At 47.4% G+C, this 26929-nt stretch carries 27 protein-coding genes; 18 read left to right on the top strand and 9 right to left on the bottom strand.

Going from position 1 to position 26929, the window contains the following annotated elements:
- Nucleotides 1-16: 16 nt before the first annotated feature.
- The 5 genes from cydA to P3L57_RS19405 all read left to right on the top strand — a co-directional run bounded on the left by cydA (nt 17) and on the right by P3L57_RS19405 (nt 6763).
- A complete protein-coding gene (gene cydA, locus P3L57_RS19425; RefSeq protein ID WP_059292235.1) occupies nt 17-1423 on the top strand; it encodes a cytochrome ubiquinol oxidase subunit I in 1407 nt (468 codons plus the stop codon).
- A complete protein-coding gene (cydB, locus tag P3L57_RS19420; RefSeq protein ID WP_044160009.1) occupies nt 1407-2423 on the top strand; it encodes a cytochrome d ubiquinol oxidase subunit II in 1017 nt (338 codons plus the stop codon). The genes cydA and cydB overlap by 17 nt, the downstream gene beginning before the upstream one ends.
- Nucleotides 2423-4126 (top strand): thiol reductant ABC exporter subunit CydD, encoded by a 1704-nt coding sequence (gene cydD / locus P3L57_RS19415; protein WP_069486730.1) that lies wholly within the window; start codon nt 2423-2425, stop codon nt 4124-4126. Before cydB ends, cydD begins: the two co-directional genes overlap by 1 nt.
- Entirely contained in the window at nt 4123-5847 is a 1725-nt protein-coding gene (gene cydC, locus P3L57_RS19410) for a thiol reductant ABC exporter subunit CydC (RefSeq protein ID WP_069486731.1), read from the top strand. The genes cydD and cydC overlap by 4 nt, the downstream gene beginning before the upstream one ends.
- Nucleotides 5848-5932: 85 nt before the next feature.
- A complete protein-coding gene (locus tag P3L57_RS19405) occupies nt 5933-6763 on the top strand; it encodes an NAD(P)H-hydrate dehydratase (protein ID WP_069486732.1) in 831 nt (276 codons plus the stop codon).
- A 12-nt stretch (nt 6764-6775) separates the two neighbouring features.
- On the opposite strand, the gene P3L57_RS19400 is transcribed toward P3L57_RS19405, so the two are convergent.
- Nucleotides 6776-8149, bottom strand: coding sequence for a purine-cytosine permease family protein (locus P3L57_RS19400; protein ID WP_024123348.1), 1374 nt, complete (start codon nt 8147-8149; stop codon nt 6776-6778).
- A gap of 213 nt (nt 8150-8362) precedes the next feature.
- Here P3L57_RS19400 and sigY point away from each other — a divergent pair, with 213 nt between their 5' ends.
- Genes sigY through P3L57_RS19370 form a run of 6 tightly spaced genes read left to right on the top strand, consistent with a single transcriptional unit; the run spans nt 8363 to nt 11261 of the window.
- Nucleotides 8363-8899 (top strand): RNA polymerase sigma factor SigY, encoded by a 537-nt coding sequence (gene sigY, locus P3L57_RS19395; RefSeq protein ID WP_044160005.1) that lies wholly within the window; start codon nt 8363-8365, stop codon nt 8897-8899.
- Nucleotides 8892-9203, top strand: coding sequence for a YxlC family protein (locus P3L57_RS19390; RefSeq protein ID WP_069486733.1), 312 nt, complete (start codon nt 8892-8894; stop codon nt 9201-9203). Before sigY ends, P3L57_RS19390 begins: the two co-directional genes overlap by 8 nt.
- The gene (yxlD, locus tag P3L57_RS19385) at nt 9203-9406 is read left to right on the top strand and encodes a sigma Y negative regulator YxlD (protein ID WP_044160003.1); all 204 of its coding nucleotides are present in this window, start codon (nt 9203-9205) and stop codon (nt 9404-9406) included. The genes P3L57_RS19390 and yxlD overlap by 1 nt, the downstream gene beginning before the upstream one ends.
- Nucleotides 9406-9594: a sigma Y negative regulator YxlE gene (yxlE, locus tag P3L57_RS19380; RefSeq protein ID WP_024123344.1), complete on the top strand. Its 189-nt coding sequence runs from the start codon at nt 9406-9408 to the stop codon at nt 9592-9594. The genes yxlD and yxlE overlap by 1 nt, the downstream gene beginning before the upstream one ends.
- A gap of 6 nt (nt 9595-9600) precedes the next feature.
- Nucleotides 9601-10488, top strand: a complete 888-nt coding sequence (locus tag P3L57_RS19375; protein WP_044160002.1) for an ABC transporter ATP-binding protein — start codon at nt 9601-9603, stop codon at nt 10486-10488.
- A complete protein-coding gene (locus P3L57_RS19370; RefSeq protein ID WP_069486734.1) occupies nt 10485-11261 on the top strand; it encodes an ABC transporter permease in 777 nt (258 codons plus the stop codon). Before P3L57_RS19375 ends, P3L57_RS19370 begins: the two co-directional genes overlap by 4 nt.
- Here P3L57_RS19370 and P3L57_RS19365 read toward each other — a convergent pair.
- Both P3L57_RS19365 and katX read right to left on the bottom strand, forming a co-directional pair.
- The gene (locus P3L57_RS19365; protein ID WP_059335219.1) at nt 11258-12460 is read right to left on the bottom strand and encodes an MFS transporter; all 1203 of its coding nucleotides are present in this window, start codon (nt 12458-12460) and stop codon (nt 11258-11260) included. The two genes, P3L57_RS19370 and P3L57_RS19365, sit on opposite strands and share 4 nt — an antisense overlap.
- A gap of 97 nt (nt 12461-12557) precedes the next feature.
- Nucleotides 12558-14201: a catalase KatX gene (katX, locus tag P3L57_RS19360; protein ID WP_069486735.1), complete on the bottom strand. Its 1644-nt coding sequence runs from the start codon at nt 14199-14201 to the stop codon at nt 12558-12560.
- Between the two features lie 127 nt (nt 14202-14328).
- Between katX and P3L57_RS19355 the strand changes: the two genes are divergently transcribed.
- The 7 genes from P3L57_RS19355 to licH all read left to right on the top strand — a co-directional run bounded on the left by P3L57_RS19355 (nt 14329) and on the right by licH (nt 20682).
- Nucleotides 14329-14919, top strand: coding sequence for a DNA-3-methyladenine glycosylase (locus P3L57_RS19355; RefSeq protein ID WP_059292244.1), 591 nt, complete (start codon nt 14329-14331; stop codon nt 14917-14919).
- A 28-nt stretch (nt 14920-14947) separates the two neighbouring features.
- On the top strand, nt 14948-15106 hold the full coding sequence (locus P3L57_RS19350) for a hypothetical protein (RefSeq protein WP_044159993.1): 159 nt from the start codon (nt 14948-14950) through the stop codon (nt 15104-15106).
- A gap of 165 nt (nt 15107-15271) precedes the next feature.
- A complete protein-coding gene (gene licR, locus P3L57_RS19345; RefSeq protein WP_069486736.1) occupies nt 15272-17191 on the top strand; it encodes a transcriptional regulator LicR in 1920 nt (639 codons plus the stop codon).
- 133 nt (nt 17192-17324) lie between these two features.
- A complete protein-coding gene (gene licB / locus P3L57_RS19340) occupies nt 17325-17633 on the top strand; it encodes a PTS lichenan transporter subunit IIB (RefSeq protein ID WP_010332396.1) in 309 nt (102 codons plus the stop codon).
- A gap of 15 nt (nt 17634-17648) precedes the next feature.
- The gene (gene licC / locus P3L57_RS19335) at nt 17649-19007 is read left to right on the top strand and encodes a PTS lichenan transporter subunit IIC (RefSeq protein WP_044159989.1); all 1359 of its coding nucleotides are present in this window, start codon (nt 17649-17651) and stop codon (nt 19005-19007) included.
- 17 nt (nt 19008-19024) lie between these two features.
- A complete protein-coding gene (licA, locus tag P3L57_RS19330) occupies nt 19025-19357 on the top strand; it encodes a PTS lichenan transporter subunit IIA (protein ID WP_044159987.1) in 333 nt (110 codons plus the stop codon).
- Nucleotides 19354-20682, top strand: a complete 1329-nt coding sequence (gene licH / locus P3L57_RS19325; RefSeq protein WP_059353308.1) for a 6-phospho-beta-glucosidase LicH — start codon at nt 19354-19356, stop codon at nt 20680-20682. The genes licA and licH overlap by 4 nt, the downstream gene beginning before the upstream one ends.
- A gap of 31 nt (nt 20683-20713) precedes the next feature.
- Here licH and P3L57_RS19320 read toward each other — a convergent pair whose 3' ends face one another.
- The 6 genes from P3L57_RS19320 to dltA form a co-directional block, all read right to left on the bottom strand.
- The gene (locus P3L57_RS19320) at nt 20714-21805 is read right to left on the bottom strand and encodes a branched-chain amino acid aminotransferase (protein ID WP_069486737.1); all 1092 of its coding nucleotides are present in this window, start codon (nt 21803-21805) and stop codon (nt 20714-20716) included.
- Nucleotides 21806-21945: 140 nt separating this feature from the next.
- On the bottom strand, nt 21946-22704 hold the full coding sequence (locus P3L57_RS19315; RefSeq protein WP_069486738.1) for an SDR family oxidoreductase: 759 nt from the start codon (nt 22702-22704) through the stop codon (nt 21946-21948).
- Nucleotides 22705-22792: 88 nt separating this feature from the next.
- Nucleotides 22793-23971 carry a D-alanyl-lipoteichoic acid biosynthesis protein DltD gene (gene dltD / locus P3L57_RS19310; protein ID WP_069486739.1) on the bottom strand — a complete coding sequence of 393 codons (1179 nt, stop codon included), beginning with the start codon at nt 23969-23971 and terminating at the stop codon, nt 22793-22795.
- A complete protein-coding gene (gene dltC, locus P3L57_RS19305; RefSeq protein ID WP_044159978.1) occupies nt 23971-24207 on the bottom strand; it encodes a D-alanine--poly(phosphoribitol) ligase subunit DltC in 237 nt (78 codons plus the stop codon). Before dltC ends, dltD begins: the two co-directional genes overlap by 1 nt.
- A gap of 16 nt (nt 24208-24223) precedes the next feature.
- Complete coding sequence (gene dltB / locus P3L57_RS19300; protein WP_024123328.1) at nt 24224-25411, bottom strand: D-alanyl-lipoteichoic acid biosynthesis protein DltB; 1188 nt, start codon at nt 25409-25411, stop codon at nt 24224-24226.
- The gene (dltA, locus tag P3L57_RS19295; RefSeq protein ID WP_069486740.1) at nt 25408-26916 is read right to left on the bottom strand and encodes a D-alanine--poly(phosphoribitol) ligase subunit DltA; all 1509 of its coding nucleotides are present in this window, start codon (nt 26914-26916) and stop codon (nt 25408-25410) included. The genes dltB and dltA overlap by 4 nt, the downstream gene beginning before the upstream one ends.
- Between the last annotated feature and the right edge of the window lie 13 nt (nt 26917-26929).

The raw sequence follows: 26929 nt of genomic DNA, 5'->3' as shown, positions 1-26929 counted from the left end.
AAATGGAGGATAAAGCATGAGTGAATTAGTATTAGCCCGCATTCAATTTGCATCAACAACGTTGTTTCATTTCTTGTTTGTGCCAATGTCTATCGGGCTTGTGTTTATGGTTGCGTTGATGGAGACTCTTTATCTTGTGAAGAAAAATGAGCTGTACCTCAAAATGGCGAAGTTTTGGGGACACTTATTCTTAATAAATTTCGCAGTCGGTGTTGTTACGGGGATTTTGCAAGAATTCCAGTTTGGACTGAACTGGTCTGATTATTCCCGTTTTGTCGGAGATGTATTTGGCGCGCCGCTTGCGATTGAAGCATTATTGGCGTTTTTCATGGAATCTATTTTTATCGGATTATGGATTTTCGGGTGGGACCGCCTGCCTAAAAAAATTCATGCGCTCTGCATTTGGCTCGTGTCATTCGGAACGATTATGTCGTCTTTCTGGATCTTAACAGCGAACTCCTTTATGCAGGAGCCGGTCGGCTTTACGATCAAAAACGGCCGCGCGGAAATGAATGACTTTGGCGCGCTGATTACAAATCCGCAGCTTTGGGTTGAATTCCCGCACGTCATTTTCGGTGCGCTTGCCACCGGGGCTTTCTTTATCGCCGGTGTCAGTGCTTTTAAACTATTAAAGAAAAAAGAAGTGCCATTCTTTAAACAATCTTTCAAACTCGCAATGATTGTCGGGCTTTGTGCAGGCCTTGGTGTCGGCCTTAGCGGACACATGCAGGCTGAACACTTGATGGAGTCACAGCCAATGAAAATGGCTGCCAGTGAAGGGCTTTGGGAAGACAGCGGCGACCCTGCCGCTTGGACGGCTTTTGCCACAATTGATACGAAAAATGAAAAGAGCTCTAATGAAATCAAAGTTCCTTACGCATTGAGCTATCTGGCTTATCAAAAATTCAGCGGCAGTGTCAAAGGAATGAAAACACTTCAGGCAGAGTACGAAAAAGTGTACGGAAAAGGCGACTATATTCCGCCTGTCAAAACGACGTTCTGGAGTTTCCGCATTATGGTTGGAGCAGGTGTTGTCATGATTCTTGCTGCGTTAGGCGGCCTTTGGCTAAACCGCCGCAAAAAGCTGGAAAACAGCAAATGGTATTTGCGCATCATGATCGCATTGATATCCTTCCCGTTTCTTGCGAACTCCGCGGGCTGGATTATGACAGAAATCGGGCGTCAGCCTTGGACGGTCATGGGTTTGATGACAACGGCTCAATCCGTGTCGCCTAACGTAACGGCGGGCTCCCTGTTATTCTCAATCATCGCGTTCGGTGTGATGTATCTGATTTTGGGCGCATTGCTTGTCTTCTTGTTTATTCGTGAGATTAAAAAAGGTGCGGAGCATAGTGATCATCATGATGTTCCTGTATCAACAGATCCATTTAGTCAGGAGGTATACCATGGCATCTCTTCATGATCTTTGGTTTATACTCGTTGCTGTATTGTTTGTAGGTTTCTTCTTTTTGGAAGGCTTTGATTTTGGGGTCGGCATGGCGACCCGTTTTCTTGGCCATAATGAATTAGAGCGCAGAGTGCTGATCAACACGATCGGACCGTTCTGGGACGCGAATGAAGTATGGCTTTTGACTGGTGCGGGTGCTATATTCGCGGCGTTTCCAAACTGGTATGCAACAATGCTGAGCGGTTATTACATTCCGTTTGTCATTGTGCTGCTTGCGTTAATGGGCCGCGGGGTCGCGTTTGAATTCCGCGGTAAGGTTGATCATTTGAAATGGGTAAAGGTTTGGGACTGGGTGGTTTTCTTCGGCAGTCTGATTCCTCCGTTTGTGCTCGGCGTGTTATTTACGACATTATTCCGCGGTATGCCGATTGATGCCGATATGAACATTCACGCGCACTTATCTGATTATATAAATGTATATTCTGTACTTGGCGGCGTGACCGTAACACTTCTTTGCTTCCAGCATGGATTAATGTTCATCACGCTGCGTACGATTGGTGATTTGCAAAACCGCGCCCGGAAAATGGCACAAAAGATAATGGGTGTTGTTTTTGTAGCGGTTCTTGCCTTCGCGGCCCTTTCTGCTTATGAGACAGACATGTTTACACGCCGCGGCGAGATTACCATTCCGCTTGTTGTTTTGATTGTCATCTGCTTTATGCTCGCGGCTGTATTTATCCGTAAGAAAAAAGACGGATGGACATTCGGGATGACAGGCGCGGGGCTTGCTCTGACCGTAGGAATGATTTTCATTTCATTATTCCCTCGGGTGATGGTCAGCTCGATTCAAAGCGCGTTCGATTTAACAGTAGCTAACGCTTCTTCCGGTGATTATTCGCTAAAAGTCATGTCAATTGCAGCATTAACGCTATTGCCGTTTGTAATCGGCAGCCAGATCTGGAGCTATTATGTCTTCCGGAAGCGCGTCAGTCATAAGGAGCCTATGACTTATTAATGGGAAAAGACCTGTTTCGATATAAAGGAATGAAGCGGATTCTCACCGTGATTACTTGCTTAACGCTGATTCAGACAGCCGCTATTATCATGCAGGCAGAGTGGCTGAGTGAAGCTGTAACCGGGCTTTTCAACGGGAAGAGCATTGCCTCCCTGTTTCCGGTGATCGGCTTTTTCCTCATCGCTTTTGTCGCGCGGCACGGGGTGACAGTGGCGCGTCAGAAAATCGTCTATCATTATGCCGCCCGGACGGGAGCTGATTTGAGGAAAAGCTTTCTCGATCAGCTGTTCCGCTTAGGCCCCCGCTTTGCAAAGAAAGAGGGGACGGGGCAAATGGTGACGCTGGCGATGGAAGGCATCAGCCAATTCCGCCGCTATCTAGAGCTGTTTTTGCCGAAAATGGTCAGCATGGCGATTGTGCCGGCTGCGGTTGTCATCTACGTGTTTTTTCAGGATCGGACTTCTGCGATTATTTTAGTCGCGGCCCTGCCGATTCTGATTCTTTTTATGATTCTTCTTGGCCTTGTCGCACAGCGAAAAGCGGATCGCCAGTGGAAATCATACCAGACATTGTCCAACCATTTCGTTGATTCTCTTCGCGGATTGGAGACTTTGCGTTTTTTAGGATTGAGCAAATCGCATAGCAAAAACATTTTCCACGTCAGTGAGCGGTATCGCAAAGCGACAATGAGCACACTGCGGGTGGCGTTTTTATCTTCATTTGCCCTCGATTTTTTCACGATGCTGTCGGTGGCGACAGTTGCTGTGTTTTTAGGCTTGCGTTTGATAGACGGCGGTATTTTGCTTGGCCCCGCTTTAACAGCGCTTATTCTGGCACCTGAATACTTTCTGCCGGTGCGGGAAGTGGGAAATGATTATCATGCGACGCTTAATGGACAGGAAGCGGGCAAGACGATTCAGGACATATTATCTCAGCCGGGATTCAAAGAAGAGGCCCCGCTTCAGCTTGAAACATGGTCCAATCACGATGAACTGAAGCTGTCAGGTGTCTCAGTTGGCCGAGCGATGTCTGATATGACTCTTTCATTTAAAGGGAAGAAAAAAATCGGCATCATTGGAGCAAGCGGTGCCGGAAAATCAACTTTAATCGATATTCTTGGAGGATTTTTGGAGCCGGATGACGGTGTTATCAGTGTGAACGGTTCAAGCCGTTCGCACCTGCAGGACGGGAACTGGCAGAAAAACCTTCTCTATATTCCGCAGCATCCTTATATTTTTGATGATACGCTGGCGAACAATATCCGGTTTTATCATCCAAGCGCTTCTGCTGAAGATACAGCCCGCGCTGCTTCCTCAGCGGGATTGACGGAGTTTGTAAACACTCTTCCTGAAGGATTAGAGGGACGGATCGGAGAAGGCGGCCGGGCGCTCAGCGGCGGTCAGGCTCAGCGTGTCGCGCTTGCCCGCGCTTTTTTGGGTAACCGCCCGATTCTGCTGCTGGATGAGCCGACCGCCCATCTGGATATCGAAACAGAATATGAAATAAAAGAAACGATGCTGGATTTATTTGATGACAAGCTCGTCTTTCTCGCGACACACCGTCTCCATTGGATGCTCGATATGGATGAAATTATCGTGCTGGTCGGAGGCAGGGCAGCAGAAATCGGGACTCACGATGAATTGCTGGCGAAAAACGGTGTGTACACCAAACTCGTGAAGGCACAACTGGGGGAAAGAGCATGAAGAAAGAAGAATGGATTCTGCCGTATATCAAGCAAAATGCCCGTCTGTTTGTTCTTGTTGTCTTTTTGGGTGCGGTGACGATTTTTTCCGCTGCTTTTCTCATGTTTACTTCAGGGTTTTTAATTTCAAAGGCGGCGACAAGGCCGGAGAACATCCTGCTCATTTATGTGCCGATTGTCGCCGTTCGAACCTTTGGGATCGCCCGGTCTGTGTCACGCTATGTGGAGCGCCTGATCGGGCATCATATCATTTTGAAAATCGTGTCAGACATGCGCGTCCGCCTTTACAACATGCTTGAGCCTGGCGCTTTGATGCTGCGGTCCCGTTTTCGCACGGGAGATATGCTCGGCATTTTGTCTGAGGATATTGAGCATTTGCAGGATGCCTTCTTAAAAACCATTTTCCCTGCCATCTCAGCCTTGCTTTTGTATGCTGTTTCAGTGATTGCGCTCGGCTTTTTCTCCTGGCCGTTTGCCATTTTGCTGGCGCTTTATTTGTTTGTTCTGGTTGTGCTGTTTCCGGTCGTGTCTTTGCTTGTGACGCGGGCGAAGAATGCCAAGCTGAAAAGCGGGCGAAATGTGCTGTACAGCCGTCTCACAGATGCCGTGATGGGTGTCAGTGACTGGATGTTCAGCGGACGCCGGCATGCTTTTATTGATTCCTATGAAAGAGAAGAAAACGCTTGGTTTGAGCTGGAACGCAAAAAACATCGTTTTACAAGATGGCGGGATTTCGCCGCGCAATGCTTTGTCGTCGGCCTTATTTTGCTGATGCTGTTTTGGACGGCGGGGCAGCATGCAAATGGCGAACTAGCCAAAACGATGATTGCTGCCTTTGTGCTTGTTGTGTTCCCGCTGACAGAAGCTTTTCTGCCGCTTTCTGATGCGTTGGGCGAAGTGCCGGGTTATCAGGATTCTATCAGAAGAATGAACAAGGTGGCTCAGCCGGGGGCTTCACAAACAGCGTCTGCGGCTGACAGGCTTGATCTCAAAGACGTCACTTTGGCGTTTCGTGATGTGACGTTTTCTTATGACAACAGCAGCCAAGTACTGAACCATTTTTCCTTTACGCTGCGCCAAGGAGAAAAAATGGCGCTGCTCGGCCGGAGCGGCTCAGGAAAATCAACATCACTCGCATTAATTGAGGGCGCATTGAAACCTGACTCAGGCTCGGTAACGTTAAACGGAGTGGAAACAGCGCTTGTAAAGAATCAGATTGCTGATGCGGTGGCTGTGTTAAATCAAAAGCCTCACTTGTTTGATACAAGCATTTTGAATAACATCAGGCTCGGAAACGGAAAGGCGAGCGACGAGGATGTGCGTCGCGCCGCAAAGCAGGTGAAGCTGCATGATTACATTGAGTCGCTGCCTGACGGATATCATACTTCAGTTCAGGAAACCGGAATCCGATTTTCAGGAGGAGAGCGGCAGCGGATCGCGCTCGCCCGGATTTTGCTGCAGGATACGCCGATCATTATACTTGATGAGCCTACAGTAGGCTTGGACCCTATCACGGAACGCGAACTGATGGAAACCGTGTTTGAGGTGCTGAAAGGTAAAACGATTCTTTGGATTACGCATCACTTGGCGGGAGTGGAAGCGGCCGATAAAATCGTCTTTCTGGAAAACGGAAAAACAGAAATGGAAGGAACACACGAGGAACTGCTGGCGACGAACGAACGGTATCGCCGGCTTTATCATCTCGACGTTCCTGTAAAATAAAAGACAGTCTCTGAGGCTGTCTTTTTTTGTTTGAAAAAGAAGAAGTGCAGGAAAAATAAGAAGAGAAATAAGGGGAGGTATGGATATGAATGTTCCGATTTGGACGGAAGAGCATGTGAGGGCTGCGCTCCCTGAAAGAGATGCAGCGAGCCATAAAGGTACGTACGGTACGGCTTTGCTGCTGGCGGGAAGCGACGACATGCCGGGCGCTGCGCTTTTAGCCGGGCTTGGAGCCATGCGGAGCGGTCTCGGCAAGCTTGTCATCGGCACGTCTGAAAGCGTGATCCCGCTGATCGTTCCGGTTCTGCCGGAGGCCACGTATTGGCGGGACGGCTGGGAAAAAGCGGCGGGCTCTCGCCTTGAAGAGACATACCGGGCAATTGCGATCGGTTCGGGGCTTCCGCAAACAGAGAGGGTGCAGCAGGCCGTTGATCATGTTCTTGAGAAGGATTGTCCTGTTATTTTGGATGCCGGGGCGCTGACAAAGCGCACGTATCCGAAACGGAAGGCGCCCGTCATCCTTACGCCGCATCCAGGTGAGTTTTCCCGAATGACAGGGGTTCTGGTGAAAGACTTACAAAATAAAAGAGCAGAATATGCCAAGGAGTGGGCGGTTCAGCTGCAAACGGTGATCGTGTTAAAAGGAAATCAAACTATCATCGCGTTTCCCGATGGCGACTGCTGGAGCAATCCGACCGGAAACGGGGCACTCGCCAAAGGCGGAACCGGCGACACACTGACGGGAATGATATTGGGCATGCTTTGCTGCCACAAAGACCCGAAACATGCCGTATTAAATGCCGTATACTTGCACGGTGCATGCGCCGAGCTTTGGACTGACGAACACTCTGCCCATACGCTGCTCGCCCACGAGCTCTCTGACATGTTGCCTCGTGTGTGGAAACGATTTGAATGAAAAAAGCTGTCTTCATAGGGAAGACAGCTTTTCTTGATAGCCCGCTCGTTTTTTCAGGCGAGGTTTCATGAGTACATAATATAGAACAGAAGGCACGGCTAAGCCGATAATCCATGCGATATCCCCTCCGCCAAACATTTTTGCCAACGGCCCGATGTAAAAGGATGTATTGATAAACGGAATTTCTAACAAGATGGACAGAATGAAAGCAATCGTTGTGATCCAATTGACTCTTCCATATGGCCCGTTGACATCAAACATCGCTTTGACCTCATAGCTCCCGTGGCGGACGAAGTAGTAATCCACTAAATTGATCGCCGTCCATGGAATTAAGAAATAACTGATAAAAAAGATAAAATTCAAAAACAGCTCCATAAAATTACTTTGCCCGAGAAGGCTTAGGACTGTTCCGACGACGGTGACGCCAAGGATCATGATGATTCTGATTTTCGGTGTGACTTTTAATTTCAGAAACGGCTCAAGCGTAGTCGTCGTGGACATAAAAGCTCCATACAAGTTAAAGACATTAATCGCCATCTGGCCAAATAAAACAATGATCAGCATAATGAACGAGAAGGGGCCGAACAATTGCACAATCTGGGTCCCTGAGTTTGTCGTAAAATCAGGAAGTGCCGTGGTCAGCAGCGCGCCGAGCAGCATCATCCAGATGGAGCTGACAGATGTTCCTGCATAGCTGTACCAAAACGTTTGGGACGCCGGTGTTTTAATTGGCAGATATCTGGAATAATCGGCGACATAAGGCGCATAGGCAAGCTGCCAAGTTGCTACGGCGCTGACTGCCACCAAGAAAACGGGCAAGTCGACCGTCCCGGGCATCCAGCTGCCTGCCGGAATCGGTAATTGGAAAATGAGTATCGTTGCAGCAAAAAATACGGCAAAAGAAGTCCAAGAAAGGATTTTTTGCATTTTGTGAATCAAATCATGACCGAAAATGGTGAGTAAAAAACATGCGGCGCTTAAGCCTATAATGCTCCATGATCCCGGGATGGGAACAAAGCTGCTTAAGGTCCCGGCCGCCAGAATTGTACTGCTTGCGAAGAAACCAAGGTAGATAAACATGACTAAGAAGAGGGGAAGAATCGCTCCGATTACGCCGAATTGGGCACGGCTTTGAATCATTTGCGGGATGCCGAGCTGGGGTCCTTGCGCGGAATGAGAAGCCATAAATATGGCACCGATTAAGGTTCCGCAAATAATAGCGGCAACACTCCAAAACAGATTAAGTCCCATTGCAACGGGAAGAGTACCGGTCACTAACGTGGTGATATGCATATTGGCCCCGAACCATACGGGAAATAAATCTTTTGCTTTACCATGTCTTTCTTCATTCGGAATATATTCAATCGTTCGCCTTTCTACTTTCAATGCATCGTCCTCCATATATAATGAAATTTTGAAATAGACATAAAAACATAGCTTAACAGACTGTACTTCGCTTTACAAATTTAGATGTTCACGAAAACCAATGAGAAGCCAGTGAAGTCAATAGATCAAAAGAATTATAAAAAAAGTTGAACGCTCTGGAATCCGGTGTCGTCTCATAAGGCAAGATAACAAAAAAAGGGGGGATCGCGGCCGTTGGATACAAATGAAGAACAGCAATTGATTCAGCAGGCGAAAGAGGGAAGCGACGAGGCGTTTACAGCCCTATTTCAGCATTATTATTCTTTTCTATACAAATACTTGTTAAAGCTTTCCCTTCACCCTGACATCAGCGAGGATCTAGTTCAGGAAACCTTTCTGAAAGGGTACGTCCATCTGGGGAGTTTTCAAGGCCGATCCAAATTCTCCACTTGGCTGATCTCTATCGCGTCAAGACTCTACCTTGATCACCAGAAAAAGAGGAAGCGAGAATGGAAACGAAATCAGGCTGTTACAGAGGAAACGATACGCAAGATCAAATGGGATGTGTCAATGAAAGGCTCTGAGTGGAGCGAGACGCTTGATCTCTTTTCTCAGCTTGACCCGAAGCTGCGCACGCCCGTTTTATTAAGGCACTATTACGGCTATACCTATGCTGATATCGGGATGATGCTGCATATCAAAGAAGGCACGGTAAAGTCCAGAGTCCATAAAGGGCTCCAGCAAATCAGAAAGGAGTGGACTGATGAATAAAGAATCTGTTCATTTAAAATCGGAATTGCAGAAAATTGACCAATGCGCCAACCCGAATATACCGAGTCAAAAAGAATTGCTTGATCAGCTGTCACAAATGAAAACCGAACGAAGAAAAAGCGTGCTGAAAGAAGTTATCCTATTTGTGTTCTGTGCACTGGTGGTGGTAAGCGCGGCGATTCTGGCATTTACTCAAGTTCCCGCTGCTTTTGTCGTGCTTCAGGTCTGTGTGCTGGCTGTCCTGCCGATTTTGATTGCGGCTGAGAAAAAAAGATACTTTGGCGAACGTGAGGTGAAGCGCTGATGTTCCAAACAGATTTGACGATTTTTGTGTTTGCTTATCTGATTGTATTGGCACAGGGAATCTTTTTATTCATTGATGCGAAAAAACGGGATCGTCTGGCATGGGTATGGGGAATTGTCGGACTGATTACAGCGCCGATGCCTCTGATTTGCTATTATTTTTTTGTGATAAGGCCTGACCGAAAAAATAGGAGGATCAGCTAATGAATATTTCTTGGGAAATGATTGTACCTCTGATTGTGTTACAGGCCGTGCTGGCAGTGTTTGCCCTGATCAGCTGTGTGAAAGAAGAGCGGACAAACGGGCCGAAATGGATGTGGGCAGCAGTGATTATATGCATCAATATTATTGGGCCGATTTTATTTTTTACCGTCGGCAGAAAGCAAAGGTGAGCGAGCATGCTATCTATTGAGTCATTATGCAAATCATATCGGCATCATCAAGCTGTACGGGATGTCAGTTTTCAAGTCAAGGAGAACGAGTGTGTCGCTCTATTAGGACCGAATGGGGCTGGTAAAACCACAACGCTTCAAATGCTGTCCGGACTGCTGTCACCCACCTCCGGGACGGTCAAGCTGTACGGGGAGAAAAAGGCAGATCGCAGTATGATCGGCTACCTTCCGCAGTACCCGGCTTTTTATTCATGGATGACGGCAAATGAATTTTTAACCTTTGCCGGGAGACTGTCTGGCCTTTCAAAGAAAAAATGCCAAGAGAAAATAGGCGAAATGCTGGCGTTTGTCGGTTTGCAGGACGCGGCAAACAAAAGAATCGGCGGTTATTCTGGCGGCATGAAACAAAGGCTCGGTCTGGCTCAGGCTCTGCTTCATAAACCGAAGCTTTTGATTTTGGATGAACCGGTTTCTGCCCTGGACCCTTCAGGGCGTATCGAGGTGCTGGATATGATGCGGGAGCTGAAAAAACATATGGCTGTTCTGTTTTCTACTCATGTTTTGCACGATGCGGAGCAGGTGTGTGATCAAGTCGTGATCATGAAAAGCGGCGAGATTTCATGGAAAGGCGCTTTACAGCAGCTCAAAGAACAGCATCAAACGAATGTTTTCACTCTTACTGTGAAAGAGAAACTGAAGGGCTGGCTTGAAGAGAAGCCTTATATATCCGATGTTGTCTATATGAATCCGTCTCAAGCTGTTTTTGAGCTAAGCGATACAGGCTCTGGCAGGATATTGCTGAGTGATTGTATCCAAATGGGATTGACAGTCACCCGTTTTGAACAGAAAACGGAGTCTCTCGAAGACGTCTATCTTAAGGTGGTGCACGCATGAATGTCATGATGACGCTATTACAAAAGGAATGGCTGGAAGGCTGGAGAAGCGGAAAGCTGATCTGGCTGCCCATTGCGATGATGATCGTGGGGCTGACGCAGCCGCTGACCATTTATTATATGCCGGAAATCATTGCGCATGGGGGGAATCTTCCAGACGGTATGAAAATCAGTTTTACCATGCCTTCCGGATCTGAGGTGATGGTGAGCACGCTTTCCCAATTCAACACGCTTGGCATGGCGCTGATCATCTTCAGTGTCATGGGCAGTGTGGCGAATGAAAGAAATCAAGGTGTAACGGCTCTGATTATGTCGCGGCCTGTGACGGCAGCCCAGTATATATTGAACAAATGGATCACCCAAAGCATGATCGGAATCGCGTCGTTTGCAGCTGGGTACGGACTTGCTTATTATTACGTCCGGATATTGTTTGAGCACGCATCGTTCAGCCGCTTTGCAGCAAGCCTCGGCCTCTACTCTCTTTGGATGATGTTTATTGTTACTGCAGGGCTTGCCGGCAGCACGATGTTTCGGTCTCTCGGAGCAGCCGCGGCAGCCGGGATTGGGCTGACTGCTGCCGTTTCCTTTGCTGTCTCGCTTTTTCCTGATGGTGCGAAATGGCTGCCGGCTGAGCTTTGCAAGCAGGCGGAGCATATTCTGCTTCATGGAGAGCGGGCGGACTTTTTCGGATGGTCGCTCACATTCTCCATTCTGTGCATCGTGCTTCTGGCCGTTTTTTCTGTGTGGCGCTTCCGGCGGTATGAAAGCTATTAACTGATCAGTTTCCGCTTTGTGGCCAGCATCATCATCATAGCGGCCAATGCCATCAATCCGGCTCCATAAAATACCTCCGGCAAACCGAAAACCTGTGCGATTTTTCCGGCGAGAAGGGGGCCGGTAAAGATGCCCAGTGCATAAAACGATTGATAAAATCCCATGGCTGACATTTTTAAACGCGCTGAGCTGATATCGACGACCCGGCTTAACAATAGGGGAAACACAAGGCCAAGCGCCAGACCGATGAAAGCATGGGTCATGCAAACCGTGAGCAATGAAGCTGAAAAAGGAACGAACATCAAACAGACTCCAATGACAGCAAAACAGATCAGCAAGGTGACATAGGCGATTCTTCCGGTAAAACGCAAAAACAAAAAGCTCAGGGTAGCCGCTGCATGAGGGAGAAAAAAGGCGCTCATCACCCAAAGCAGTTCGATGTCTCCCATTCCGAGCTGATTCGTGTAAAGCGGCGTAAAACCAAACACCGTCATAAATAGCACGGCATGTGCGGTCATAGATAGAATCGTGAAAAGCTTCAGCTTCGGCAGCCGCAATGTGTCCCTGATGTATTGCGGCATACGGACAGTCTTGTGATGAGCGGGAAAAGTCGACGGATCTTTCATAAAGCAGCATATCACAAGGCCGATGCCCGAAGCAGTCAGTGCCATCCAAAACGGAACCTGCCTGCCTAAATGCGCTGCTGCAAGCCCACAGAACACAATGCTGACAAACTGAGGCATGACGGTAAAAAACTGCATGATGCCCATTGCTTTTGAGGCACTGCCATCTTTGAAATAATGAGTGTATAGAATCGTCGCCATCACCCACATGGATGCTGTAATCCCCGCGAGAAGCCGGGCGGTCAGGACGAAGAAAAAAGAATCAAACGCAAGAAAAAGCACGCTGCTGAGAATGGAACATCCAAAGCCGGCGATTAACAATGACTTGCGCAGAGAAAAAAGAATTTCTGACAGAAGCCCAAGCGGGAACCGCAGCAGGATTTGGGTCACCCCATAGCTTCCAAGAATCATGCCGATCGCTCCGTATGAAAAGTGCAGATCCTCCAAATACAGGCTGAAAACAGGAACGTAAATATAGCCCGAAAACCAAAAACAAAATACCATGCATAAGAAAACGGCGTGATCTAAAGCACCGATTGTTTTCTGCTGAGGCATCAGCGGCTGCTGTATTTCCATGCTCTCACCACCTCTTTTCTTCCAGTACAACACAATGAGTGAAAACGTTTCAATAGGGAAATAAAAAACAGGACTTCAAAAAGTCCTGTTCTTGGTGTTAATACGGATCAGACGGATGGCTTTCCTGTTCAGCCTGCTCGGCGGCTTGAGCCGTTTCTGTCGTGCCGATCGGTCCGTTGCTGTTATTTTCTGAAGCCTTTTTCAGCCCTTCCGCAACGCGTTTTCCGTAGTCCGGATCGGCTTTTGTGAAATTCTCAATCATTTGCTCCTGAATTTCTTTTCTGCAGGTTGAAAGCGTATTGACCAGATTTGTGATGAGTTCAGTACGCTCAAACTCAGTAAATCTCCGGTACGTTTCACCGGCTTGTCCGAAATTGTTCGTTCTGTCGATCGCTTCCCGCTTCAGGTTACCTTCGACATGCGGGGTGTGGTCTTTACCATCTTGCTTCGCTTCCTTCAGCCCGCCCATAATTGACGGTTCATAGTTTACATGCGGATTTTGACCTTCGCCGATATCCACGCGGTATTGCATTTGCCCCCCTTGCTGGTTGGTCGCGACGTGTTTTTTCGGTGAGTTGATTGGCAGCTGCAGGTAGTTTGCGCCAACTCTGTACCGCTGCGTATCGGAATAGGCAAACGTCCGGCCTTGAAGCAATTTGTCATCAGAAAAATCAAGCCCGTCGACAAGGACCCCTGTACCGAATGAAGCCTGTTCTACTTCAGAATGGTAATTCTCAGGGTTTTTGTTTAACACTAATTTGCCGATCGGCTTCCACGGGAAGTCCTCTTTATACCACAGCTTAGTCGGATCAAGCGGATCAAAGTCGAGCTCCGGATGCTTGTCATCACTCATGACTTGGGCATACACCTCCCATTCCGGATAATCTCCGTTTTCAATCGCTTCATACAAATCCTGTGTCGCGTGGTTGAAGTTTTTCCCCTGAATCTCTTCTGCTTCCTTCTGTGTCAGGTTGCGGATGCCCTGTTTCGGTTCAAAATGGTATTTCACAAGAACGGCCTTGCCTTCCTCATTCACCCATTTGTAGGCATGAACGCCTGAACCCTGCATCTGCCGGTAGTTGGCGGGAATGCCCCAAGGCGAAAACAAGAATGTGATCATATGTGTCGCTTCAGGAGATTGAGAAATGAAGTCGAAAATACGTTCACCATCTTGGATATTGGTCACCGGATCAGGCTGAAACGCGTGTACAAGATCCGGGAATTTCAGCGGATCGCGAATAAAAAAGATTTTCAGGTTGTTCCCGACCAAATCCCAGTTTCCGTCTTCGGTATAAAGCTTAACGGCAAAGCCGCGCGGGTCCCGTAAGGTTTCAGGTGAATGTTTTCCGTGATTCACCGTGGAAAAACGGACAAATGCCGGCGTTTTCTTTCCTTTTTCCTGGAAAAGATTCGCTCGTGTGTACTTCGAAATCGGCTCGTCTCCAAAACTGCCATAGGCTTCGAAATACCCATGTGCGCCTGCACCCCTGGCATGCACAACACGTTCGGGAATGCGTTCTCGGTCAAAGTGGCTGATCTTTTCGAGAAAATCGTAATTCTCCAGCGTTGTGGGCCCTCTGTTCCCGACCGTCCTCACATTCTGGTTGTCGGTAACAGGATGCCCCTGTCTGTTCGTCAAGGTATCCTCTGACTCGTTTTTCCCGGATGTCTTATGAGAAAGCGCATCCTCACTTCCTTCGACATTTGTGCCGTGATACTCTTTTTGATGATCATCTTTCATTGGTTGAGCCTCCTTTTTGAACGGTAACAATATGCCCTTAATGGAAGAATTTTAAAACTGAAGTTTTTTTTTAGCTGCTTCGGGAATGGTACAATTACCAAAACGAAAAAAGGAGAGTACGACATTCGTGACCAGAAAAAAAAATCCGCTGCCCATCGAGTTCTATCAAAAAACGGCCCTAGAACTGGCTCCTTCTCTTCTCGGCTGTCTTTTGGTAAAGGAAACGGATGAAGGGACAGCTTCAGGTTTTATTGTGGAAACAGAGGCCTATATGGGAGCCGGGGACAGAGCAGCCCACAGCTTTAACAACCGCCGGACGAAGCGGACTGAGATTATGTTTGCTGAAGCTGGCCGTGTGTATACGTATGTGATGCACACCCATACATTGCTGAACGTCGTTGCCGCAGAAGAGGATGTTCCGCAAGCGGTATTAATCAGGGCGATTGAGCCTCATGAAGGCCAGCTGTTAATGGAGGAAAGAAGGCCTGGCCGGCGTCCGAGAGAATGGACAAATGGTCCCGGAAAGTTAACGAAAGCGCTTGGCGTCACGATGAATGACTACGGACGCTGGATCACGGAACAGCCGCTTTACATTGAAAGCGGGTACACACCGGAAGCCATGTCAACCGGCCCGCGCATCGGCATCGACAACAGCGGAGAGGCGCGCGATTATCCGTGGCGTTTCTGGGTGACGGGAAACAGGTACGTGTCGCGTTAGCATGTTTAAGCAAAGGGGAATCAGGGGAATGGTTGAGAAAAAAGAAGGGAGAATCGGAGCTTTGAAAAAAATGATCAAAACCGTTATCAAATGGGCGCCGGTCATTTACCCGGTTGTTCGAAAAATCATGAAGGACCGCAAGGCGTCTAAACAAAAGAACATGTCCGCATCCCGAACAGCCGGCTGATCCCGGCTGTTTTTTTATGGGTCTGTTTTCCTCCTGTCCTCCCGATGTTCATTGACTTGCATTTCTCCCCATTATAGAATTTATATACATTTCGCTTTTCCTTCACCACATCCTTTCTGCCTACTTATGTTATTCCTGCATCTATCTTGATAGGAGGTTTTTCTCATGCTGCATGGGCGACTTCGTGAAATTCTGCGCTTATTGATGGCGGCTGAAGTTCCGGTGACAAGCTCGGTATTTGCCGCACATTTACATGTGACGACGCGGACGGTCCGCAATGATATAAAGGAACTCCAAGATGTGATAAGCGGCCATGGCGCCTTGGTTCAATCGGTAAGAGGCTCGGGATACAAGCTGCGCATTCATGACGAGCAGACCTTTAGAACGCTGCTGCAAGACGCGTTTCAGCAGAAAAAGGGGCTGCCGGTATTTCCCGAGGAGAGGATTACATATCTCATGAAACGGCTGCTGCTGGCGGAGCATTATCTCAAGCTGGATGAGCTGGCCGAAGAACTTTTTATCTCAAAATCTACACTCCAAACCGATTTAAAGGAAGTGAAGAAACGGCTGCTTCCTTACCGCATTGTCATGGAAACACGCCCGAATTACGGCTTCAAGCTGCGCGGAGACGAGGTGCAGATGAGGTACTGTATGGCGGAGTATATTGTTGATGAAAGAGAAACAGAGATTGATGTTCTGAATGAAAAGGCTGATATTTTGCCAAAGGAAGAAGTCGAGATCATCCATTCTGTGATTATGAGAAAGATTAAAAATGACCGGATTCCTCTGTCTAACCTTGGATTGAATAACCTCATCATTCATATCGCCATCGCCTGTAAGCGGATCAGAACGGAACACTATGTTTCTCTTTTCCCGGAAGATATGGATCACATTTTGCATCAAAAAGAATACCAGGCTGCTGAAGCCATTGTGAAAGAACTGGAATCAGCCCTTAGCGTCACGTTTCCGGAAAATGAAACGGCTTATATCGCCATGCATCTTCTCGGCACGAAACGAATGACACAGCCGCAGTGCGGAGAAGTCGAATTTTCAATAGATGAAGAAACAGATCGGCTGACTGCCGCCATGATCGAAGCGGTCGACCGAGAATTAAAGCTCGGCATCCTGCATGATCAAGAGCTGAAAATTGGCTTAGCACTGCATGTAAAACCCGCTGTCACCCGCAACCGGTATGGCATGAATCTAAGAAATCCAATGCTGGCAGCGATCAAAGAAAATTATCCTCTCGCCTTTGAGGCCGGAATCATCGCCGGAATCGTCATAAGAGAAAAAACGGGCATCGATATTCATGAAAATGAAGTCGGTTATTTAGCGCTGCACTTCGGCGCCGCAATTGAACGGAAGAAAACAGAAAGCCCGCCGAAGCGCTGCATCATCGTTTGTGCATCAGGTGCGGGAAGCGCCCAGCTTCTGAGGGAAAAACTTCGCTCCCACTTCGGCAAACGGATCGATATTCTCGGCACGGCTGAATATTACAGTCTTGACCAGTTGTCTTATGAATCGATTGATTTTGTCGTCAGCACCATTCCGATCAAAAAAGAACTCCCTGTGCCTGTACTGAAGGTAAACACCATCTTAGGCGGAACCGATTTTACAAAAATAGAATCCATTCTCAATGATGAGCAAGAAAAAGCTGTCAGCTATCTCAAAAAGGATCTCGTTTTTTTCCAGAAGGATCTGCGTTCGAAAGAAGAAGTGATTCAATTTTTAGGTCAGAAAGCAGTGGACGGCGGCTATGCGAATAAGGAGCTCATAGATTCTGTATTTGATAGAGAAGAGATGTCGCCAACGTGCTTCGGCAACCTCGTGGCCATTCCGCACCCGCTCGTCCCGCAGACGCAAACGACATTTTGGGCCGTCTGTACGCTCAAAAAGCCGATAGACTGGGAGAATAAACGGGTTCAATTTGTTTGCCTGCTTTGTGTCGAAAAGGAAAACAAAGCGGATTTGCAAAGCATGTATAAACTGCTCGGCAGCATTTTGGATGATCCGGCAGCGGTAAGCCAGCTGTTAAAAAGCCGCACGTACCAAGAGCTCTCCGATGTGTTTGACAAAAAACGATAAACTGACAGCCTGGATATACCTTTTTTCCGTTTCCTGCGGAAAAACCTTGAGTGTTTATGAAAGCGATTTCATAATATGATGTTATCAACAGCAGGACATACAAATTCTATCAAACTCTTAGGGGGTCTATTACATGAATATATTACTCGTTTGTGCAGCAGGCATGTCAACAAGCTTACTCGTCAGCAAGATGGAAAAAAGTGCGCAGGAACAAGGAAAAGACTATACCATTTGGGCAGTATCAGGTGATTCTGTACAAAATCATATCGATAAAGCGGATGTATTGCTCCTCGGCCCGCAAGTCCGTTACCTGCTTCCTCAGCTGAAAAAACTAGGAGAATCAAAGGGTGTTCCGGTAGACGTCATTAACACAGTCCATTATGGGACGTGCAACGGAGCGGAAGTGCTGAAATCGGCTGAACAGCTTGGAAACGCGTCATAGAGAGGGGCGGGCTATGTGAATAAAGTCAATCAGTTGTTAGAAGAGAAGGTCATGCCTATAGCGGGAAGAATTGCGGGGCAGCGTCATTTGCAGGCGCTCCGTGACGGTATCATTTTAACAATGCCGCTTATTATCATCGGCTCCTTTTTCCTCATCATCGGCAACCTCCCAATTCCCGGATATGCCGATTTTATGGCAAAAACGTTCGGCAGCGCCTGGTCTGAGAAGCTCGCTTACCCGGTTGACGCCACCTTTGAAATTATGGGGCTTGTCGCCGCATTCGGCATCGCCTACAGGCTGGCGGAGAAATATGGGGTCGATGCCTTGTCAGCCGGTGCCATCTCCCTTGCGGCTTTCCTCTTAGCGACACCGTATCAAGTGCCGTTTACGCCGGATGGCTCGACGAAAGAGATGATGGTCAGCGGCGGTATTCCGCTTTCGCTGATGGGAAGTAAAGGCCTGTTTGTCGCCATGATTATCGCGATGGTGTCAACAGAGATTTACCGTCTCATTATCCAGCGCAATATGGTTTTTAAAATGCCGGATGGTGTTCCGCCGGCGGTCAGCAAGTCATTTGTCGCTTTAATCCCCGGCTTTGCCGTCATCTTCCTGATTTGGGCAGCACGACTGATTGTTGAAGCGACACCGTTTGAAAGCCTTCATAATATTGTAAGCGTTTTACTGGGGACGCCGCTCTCCATTCTTGGCGGAAGCCTCGGGGGCAGCCTTATCGCAGAAGCCGTCAAAATGCTTTTATGGGCCTGCGGTCTTCATGGCGCTAACATTGTCGGCGGCGTCATGGCACCGATTTGGTACGGCGCCATGGATGTCAACCGGATCGCGTTCCAAGCCGGTGAGGAGCTGCCTAAGATTTTCACCCAGCAATTTTTCGATATCTGGGTCAATATCGGCGGAAGCGGTGCCACTCTTGCACTGGTTGTCACGATGTTCCTTCGCGCCCGAAGCAAACAAATGAAGCAGCTCGGAAAGCTTGCGGTCGGCCCGGCGGTCTTCAATATTAACGAACCGATCATTTTTGGAATGCCGATCGTCATGAACCCGATGCTCTTGATTCCGTTTATCGTCACGCCGCTTATCACACTGACACTCACATACATCGGAATGAGCACCGGACTTGTCGCCAAACCTGCGGGTATCGCAGTCCCGTGGACCATGCCGCCGATCTTTTCAGGCTACTTAGCGACAGGAGGCAAAGTATCAGGCGCGGTCATGCAAGCCATTAATATCGCCGTTTCCTTTGTTGTCTACTACCCGTTCTTCAGAATGTGGGATAAACAGAAGCTGAAGGAAGAAAACGAATTAGAACTCGTTCAAACGCCTGCTGTTTCAGACGACAAAGAGGCGGCTTTGTAAAGAAAGGAGTGAGTGGTGTGAATGAGAAAATGGAGCAAATTATTTTTCAAATCATTCTTCACGGAGGAAACGGAAGGAGCTCCGCAATGGAAGCGATCGCCGCCGCGAAAAACGGCGACAGCGAAGAGGCGCGGAGTAAGCTTCAAGAAGCTGCGGATGAAATATCAAAAGCCCATCATTATCAGACAGAGCTAATCCAAAGTGAAGCGGGCGGAGAAAAAACAGAAATGACACTGCTGATGGTCCACGCACAGGATCATTTAATGAATGCCATGACAGTCAAGGATTTGGCGGCTGAATTCATTGAGCTATATGAAAAAATCACCGTGCAAGGGGGAGCAAGCATATGACAAAAGGATTGAAAATTGTAACGATTGGCGGAGGTTCAAGCTATACACCGGAGCTTGTGGAAGGTTTAATCAAACGGTACAAAGAGCTGCCTGTACGTGAATTATGGCTCGTTGATATTCCTGAAGGCGAGGAAAAATTGAACATTGTCGGCACGCTCGCCAAGCGGATGGTTGAAAAAGCCGGTGTCCCGATCGACATTCACCTCACTTTGGACAGGAGGGAAGCGCTGAAAGATGCAGACTTTGTGACGACTCAATTCCGGGTCGGATTGCTCCAGGCGAGAGCCATGGATGAGCGCATTCCATTAAAATATGGCGTCATCGGCCAGGAAACAAACGGCCCGGGAGGACTCTTTAAAGGATTGCGCACCATTCCGGTCATCCTAGAGATTGCGAAGGACATCGAGGAGCTTTGTCCGAACGCATGGCTCGTCAATTTCACAAATCCGGCAGGTATGGTGACGGAGGCCTTGCTTCGCTACTCCAACCTGAAGAAAGTCGTCGGTCTCTGCAATGTCCCGATCGGCATCAAAATGGGCGTAGCGAAAGCGCTCGATGTAGATGTCGACCGGGTAGAGGTTCAATTTGCCGGATTGAATCATATGGTGTTTGGAATGGACGTCTTCTTAGACGGCGTCAGCGTGAAGGATAAAGTCATTGAAGCGATGGGTGACCCGAAAAACGCAATGACAATGAAAAACATCTCCGGCGCTGAGTGGGAGCCAGAATTCTTAAAAGCACTCGATATGATCCCTTGCGGCTACCACCGCTACTATTTCAAAACAAAAGAAATGTTCGAGCACGAGCTTGAAGCATCACAAACGGAAGGCACCCGTGCTGAAGTGGTGCAAAAGGTAGAGCAAGAGCTGTTCGAGCTTTATAAAGATCCAAATTTAGCGATCAAGCCGCCGCAGCTTGAAAAACGCGGAGGTGCTTACTACAGCGATGCAGCGTGCAACCTCATCAGCTCCATTTACAATGATAAACACGACATTCAGCCGGTGAACACGGTCAATAACGGTGCGATTGCAAGCATTCCAGATGATTCCGCTGTTGAAGTAAACTGCGTGATGACGAAAAATGGCCCTAAGCCAATCGCCGTAGGCGATCTGCCAGTATCTGTCCGCGGTCTCGTCCAGCAAATCAAATCATTTGAGCGTGTCGCGGCGGAAGCGGCTGTCACAGGCGACTACCAAACAGCGCTGCTTGCCATGACGATTAACCCTCTCGTACCATCCGACACAGTGGCCAAACAGATCTTAGACGAAATGCTGGAGGCGCACAAAGCACATCTGCCGCAGTTCTTTAACAAAATTGAAGCATAAAAAAACGGCCCGTTTTGGGCCGGTTTTTTGTTTATTTGCTTTCAGTGAGCGTTGCGACTTCAGTCGTCCATCCAAATTCATCAGGAACTGTACCCTTTTGAATGCCTGTGATCGTGTCATACAGCTTTTTAGAGATTTCTCCCGTTTCACCGTTGTTGATCAACAGTGTTTCGTCATTCCAGATCAGTTCGCCGACTGGAGAAATAACAGCCGCTGTACCCGTTCCGAAGGCTTCTTCAAGAACGCCGTCTTTATGGGCTTGGATGACTTCATCAACGGCAATTCTTCGTTCTGATACCGGAAGCCCCCAATGCTTAAGCAAAGTAATGACGGAATTGCGCGTGATGCCTTCCAGAATGCTGCCGTTCAGCATCGGTGTCACAATTTCACCGTTGATTTTAAAGAAGATGTTCATGCTGCCGACTTCTTCGATGTATTTTTTCTCAATGCCGTCCAGCCAGAGAACCTGAGAAAATCCTTTCTCTTCTGCTACCTGCTGCGCTTTTAAGCTTGAAGCGTAGTTTCCTGCGGTTTTCGCATCTCCCGTTCCGCCTTTTACCGCACGGACAAATTCACTTTCCACAGCAATTTTGACAGGCTTAATGCCTTCTTTGTAATATGAGCCGACCGGAGAAAGGATGATAAAGAGCTTATACGTATGAGATGCCGCGACACCAAGGAAAGGTTCGGTTGCGATAATGAATGGACGGATGTAAAGGGACGTGCCCTCCGCATTTGGAATCCAGTCTTTATCAATAGCGATCAGCTGTTTTAAACCCTCAAGAACCTGTTCTTCATCAATTTGCGGAATACAGATGCGGTCATTTGATTTATTCAGGCGCTCCATATTTTTTTCCGGTCTGAAAAGCAGAACATGGTCATCCTCTGTGACGTAAGCCTTTAAGCCTTCAAACACCGTTTGGCCATAGTGATAGACCATTGCGGCCGGGTCCATTGAAACGGCTTGATAAGGAATGATTCTCGGATCGTACCAGCCTTTATCAGATGCGTAGTCCATTACAAACATGTGGTCTGTAAACACTCTTCCGAAAGAAAGCTGATTTGGATCTGGTTTCGGTTTTTTGGCTGATGTTAATTCAACTCGAATCGTTTGTTTAGTCATGGTCAATCTCCCTGTTGTTAAATTGTTTATATTATCAAACTTATTTGAAAATATTTTATATTCTATTGTATACCTTCACCAAATAATCGCAATAGGTTTGCTCAAATTTGTAAAAAATTTATAAGAAAAAGCAGGAGAAATTAATTCTCCTGCGCATTCATTTGTTCAAATACTCTGTCGTAATCGGCACGGACCGCATTCCGCAAACCTTCGACACGTTCATTTGTAATCTCTTGTTTGCCTTCTTTTAAGCCGTCTAAGAAATATTGGACATATTCTTCAGGTGTCATGCCGCGGTACGCCAGACCTTGCTTATTACGTGATTTTTGATTTAATCCCGTGTCAACCATAGGCGGCGCCATCTCGATCACTTCAACGCTTGTATCGCGAAGCTGGTGTCTGAGCGTGAGTGAGAAGGAGTGGAGCGCCGCTTTTGTTGCACAGTACACCGGATAAACAGCTAACGGGTTAAACGCGAGCCCGGATGTTACCTGAACAATTGCCGCTTCCGGCTGATTCATCAAGTGAGGCGTAAAAAGAGCTGATAAATGGACAGGCGCTTGAAAATTCAGCTCAATTTCATCCCCGTCCACAAAGAGCTCCTCAGTCCCTTTTTTAAAGTCGATTTCCTTTTGAATGCCCGCATTGTTAACGAGAACGTTCAGCTTTGGAAATTCCTTCTGGGCCCATTCAAACAATGCCTCACGCTCCGTGCGGTCTGCGACATCGCATTGTTTTGTATGGAGGGCTGGGAGCTGTTTTTTCGCTTCTGCAAGACGCGTTTCGCTGCGTCCGCAAATGATCACTTCATTCCCGAGCTCAAGCAGCCGTTTTGCCAGTTCAAGCCCGATGCCTGCTGAACCGCCTGTGATCAAAACCGTATTGTCTGTTATCTTCATTGATGTAACACCTCTTATCAAGCTGGCTGTGATTCCTTTACTATTTCAAATCTTAGCAGGAAATATGCAGCCGCGTCCTAATAGATGCTCACGATGAAGTAACCTTTCCGGTTTTATAGAATTCATCAATTGCCTTATCCACATATACCCAGCCTTTCCAGCCGATGTGGATGGTATCTTTCATAAAATAAGGGTCATATTCATGACCTGAAAAATCAGCGACTTGGAAGCCCTTCGCTTTAATCTGTTTATTGACCTTTTCATAATAGTCAGTGCGCCCTTTTTTCGGGAAGCCTGTGTAGTCATACCATTTTCCGTTAACAGGGATGGTGACAAACATAGGCTCTGCGCCCGCGTCTTTCAGGATATTAAGCATCAGCTCAAAATCGCCGTATTCCGGTGACTTCGCATACGATCTGCCTTTGTTTTTTCCTTTTAGCTTAGGCACTTTCGGCTTCAGCTTTTTATAAACAGGATTGTCGATGTGAAAATCATTAGACCCGGAGTGGCGTTTGCCTGATTCATCGGCCAGTTTATTTAATTCAGACCATGACTTATCCTTCACGGATTGTGAGATATAACGCTTTGGTCCCGTGGTTTCCGTCGTTGAATAATAAAGGTCTTTCTTTTCTAGCATCTTGTAATATACTTTTGCCGCCGGCTTCAGCGCGTTCACTTTCCATGTCTGGCCATTCACTATCGCCTTATAAAGCTCGGAAAGTACAGCATCGTTTTGAACAGCTTTGAAGCGCAGCATACGCTTCATCATTTTCTTTTTGACGTCAGGGTCGATCTGCTCGTTAAAAGCCAAATCCAGCCCTTGAAGCGCGGAATAGTTCGGCGCAAAATGCTGTTCATCAGACCCGCGCTTAATAAACCACTGCGGAGAAACGATGAAAACCATTTTTTTGCCCTTCAGCTGATCCATATGGGCAGCGAAGTTTAAGGAATGTATCAATGACTGGGACCCGCCTTTGCCGACAAGGTAAGGCGTAAATCCCTCATTGTTTACTTTGAAATAATTGGATGGGTGGAACTCGTCCAGCCGGGAAAGCTCAGAAGACCCGTAAATCGGAAGATATGTCGGATCTTTGAGCATTTGATTTTGTAAATATAGCCCTTGAAACATACTCGGATTCAAGGCTGTTGCTGATTCTTTCACCCGCTTATCGGTGATGAAGCCTGTCAGCCATGAAGATGGAACTGCGATGGCGCCTGCGAATAGAATAAACGCCAAAATAATTGGACCGAAAAAACGCTTTTTCATTATTTCAACTCAGACAGCTGGTTTACAATGTGATTAGGCGTATTCCATACATCCCGGTCGAATTCAGTGATCGGCACCAGAATATCAAAACGGTTTTCAATCGCAAGCAGCAATTCTACTGTTCCAAAAGAATCAAGCAAACCTTCTTCAAAAATGTCAATATCAGGGTTTTCCTTTACGATGTCATCCTGGCAAACCTCTGCTAAAACGTCTAATACCTCTTGTTTAAAATCCATAGTTTTCTAATCTCCTTTAATGATGGTGATGAAATAGCTTTCCTGAGAAAATATAAAACCCAAAGCAAACAAAATGGAACGTGATCACAATAGCGAGAATCGTTGTCCAGCGGTTGGACGGGAGCCATTTATATTTCTTATTCCACTTCTCGAAAAAGTTGTAACACGTCATCAGGACGGCGTGATAGAGGCCGTAGATGATATATTGCGGCGCAAGGCCGTGCCAAACCCCCATCAGCATAAACAGCAGGAAATACCCGATGTTTGAGACGGCCATACGGTTTTTGATCCACTTTTTCTTTGTCATCCAAAATACAAATCTCATAAATACATAGTCTCTGAACCAAAATGACAGAGACATATGCCAGCGGTTCCAGAAATCTTTAATATTTTTGCTGATAAACGGTTTATTAAAGTTTTCCGGCGATTTAATCCCCATAATATAGCTGACCCCGACGGCAAACATCGTGTAGCCGGCAAAATCAAAGAATAAATACATGCTGTAGCCGTACATATATAGCAGATTCCCGAGAATCTTATTGTGCGTGATCGCCGGAAGGTTCATGATGAAATACGTATTGATCGCATAGCCGATAATGAACTTGTAAAGGAATCCAATGAAAATCTTGTGAATCCCCGTATACAGCAGATCGGCATATTCCTCTTTTGTCCATGCCTTCTGCTCATCCTTGACGAATCTGCGGTACCTGTCAATCGGACCGGAAGAAATCGTCGGGAAAAACAGGATGAAATACAGCAGACGGTGAAGCGGAAGCTGTTCCTTCAGCAGCCCGTCTCTCGCTTCCATAATCAGCTGAACGCCTTTAAAGGTTAAATACGAAATCCCTAAAAAGCTGATCAGGTTATGAGGCGTATGATGCGGCTGCGGATGAGAAAGAAACGGCCATATTTTTGACAAGAATAAAGGCAGAATAGACGCGATAACAGCCGAGCAAAAGACAAAGCCGCTGTTCGCTTTCTGCCGGTACGCCAGGTAGCCGCTGATCAGGAGCACCTGCCATATGGTAAACAGACACAGGGCGATGACGCCGTGTAAGTCGTGCGAGAAAATCAGAGCCAATATAAGAATGGATATAAACATGTTGTATGCCTGAAATCTTTTTCCGTTCAAGCCGAGAATGATGGTCGGCAGAAGAAGAATGCCAAGCAATATAAAGAATAAAAACGAGCTGTAAGGCGTCATACAAGAACCTCTTCGCGGATGCGTTTCCGGTCAATTTTGCCGTTAGCCGTCATTTGAATGTGATCCTGATAAATGAACTTTCTCGGAATCATATAAGCCGGCAGGAAAGCGGCAAGCTCTTTTTTAATCGCACTCGTCAGGTGGAACTCCTTCTGGAATTCGTGCTCCTCAGGCACAATTGCAGCTATCAGATATTCGACAGTTCCGTTTGGCTGATACGGAATCACAACAGCTGAGCGCACGTACTGAGACTGTCTCACATGAAACTCAATTTCCTCCAGCTCCATTCGGTACCCGTGAAGTTTAATCTGGAAATCCAAGCGGCCTTGGCAGAAAATCTGACCATCTTGTATATAACCAGCATCCCCAGTTCGGTATGCCCATTGGCCTTCATAAGAGAAGAACGCTTTATCTGTCAGCTCAGGCTCACCGAGATAGCCGCGGCTTACACTCGGGCCTGCAATGACGATTTCGCCTTTTTCTCCATCCGGGAGCTGGTTCCCCTGTTCATCCATAATCAAAATGTTCATATCCGGTTTGGCGAAGCCGACTGGCAGAGATTCGTGCCGGCTGATGATGTCACTTGTAATTTCAACGGACGTAACAGCGACTGTCGCCTCAGTCGGACCGTACGTATTAAAGATTCTCGCTTTCGGGAAACGCTCAAGCAGCGCTTCGGCTACAGAAACCGGGAGAACCTCACCGCAAAACATAAATGTGTCCGCCTCAGGAAGCAGATCTTGTGAAAATCCAGGATCCATCAGGCACATTTGCACAAAGGATGGCGTCGATGTCCATATATTCAGCCCGGACTTTTTGAGCTCTTCGAATAAGATCTTCGGCTTATTCACGGCGTCCTTTGTCACGCAGTGTAAAGTACCGCCTGACTGAAGGCACGGATAAAGATCCATGACGGATAAATCAAATGAAAACGGCGCTTGATTTAAAAACGTTTTGCCTCCGTTGATCGGGAAGTCCGCGCAAATCCAGTCTGTGAAGCTTTGAAGGTTTGCGGCAGAAATCTGCACGCCTTTCGGATTGCCCGTGCTTCCGGAAGTGTAAATGATATAAAACGTTTCGTGTCCCGCCACCCATTGATCACGGCTGACAGTGCCTTCGTTTTCCAGCAGTTCTTCCGCTGAAACTGTCTGAATCAGCCCGCTGTCAATATCAACAGGAAGACCAGATACGTGAATCAGCAATTCGGCGCCCGAGCTTTCAATGATTTTCGCAATCCGCTCGGACGGAATGGACAAGTCAACCGGGATATAAGGATGTCCCGCCTTGACGCTTCCTAAAAAGGAGACAATCATGTGCGGTTCCATATGTCCGTACACCAGAACAGGAGAACCCTTTTCTCCAGAAACGCGTTTTTTGATCGCGGCAGCCGCACGGTCAGACAGCGCCCAAAGTTCCTGATATGTGAGCGACTGGCCTTGAGAGCGGAAGGCTTCGGTTTGCGGATAATTTTCCGCATGTGTTTGAATAGCATCTAAAAGTTTCATTGTTATTCTCTCT

Source organism: Bacillus sp. B28, assembly GCF_029536185.1.
GTDB classification, from domain to species: Bacteria; Bacillota; Bacilli; order Bacillales; family Bacillaceae; genus Bacillus; species Bacillus halotolerans.
This window is presented reverse-complemented; position numbering and strand designations above follow the sequence as displayed.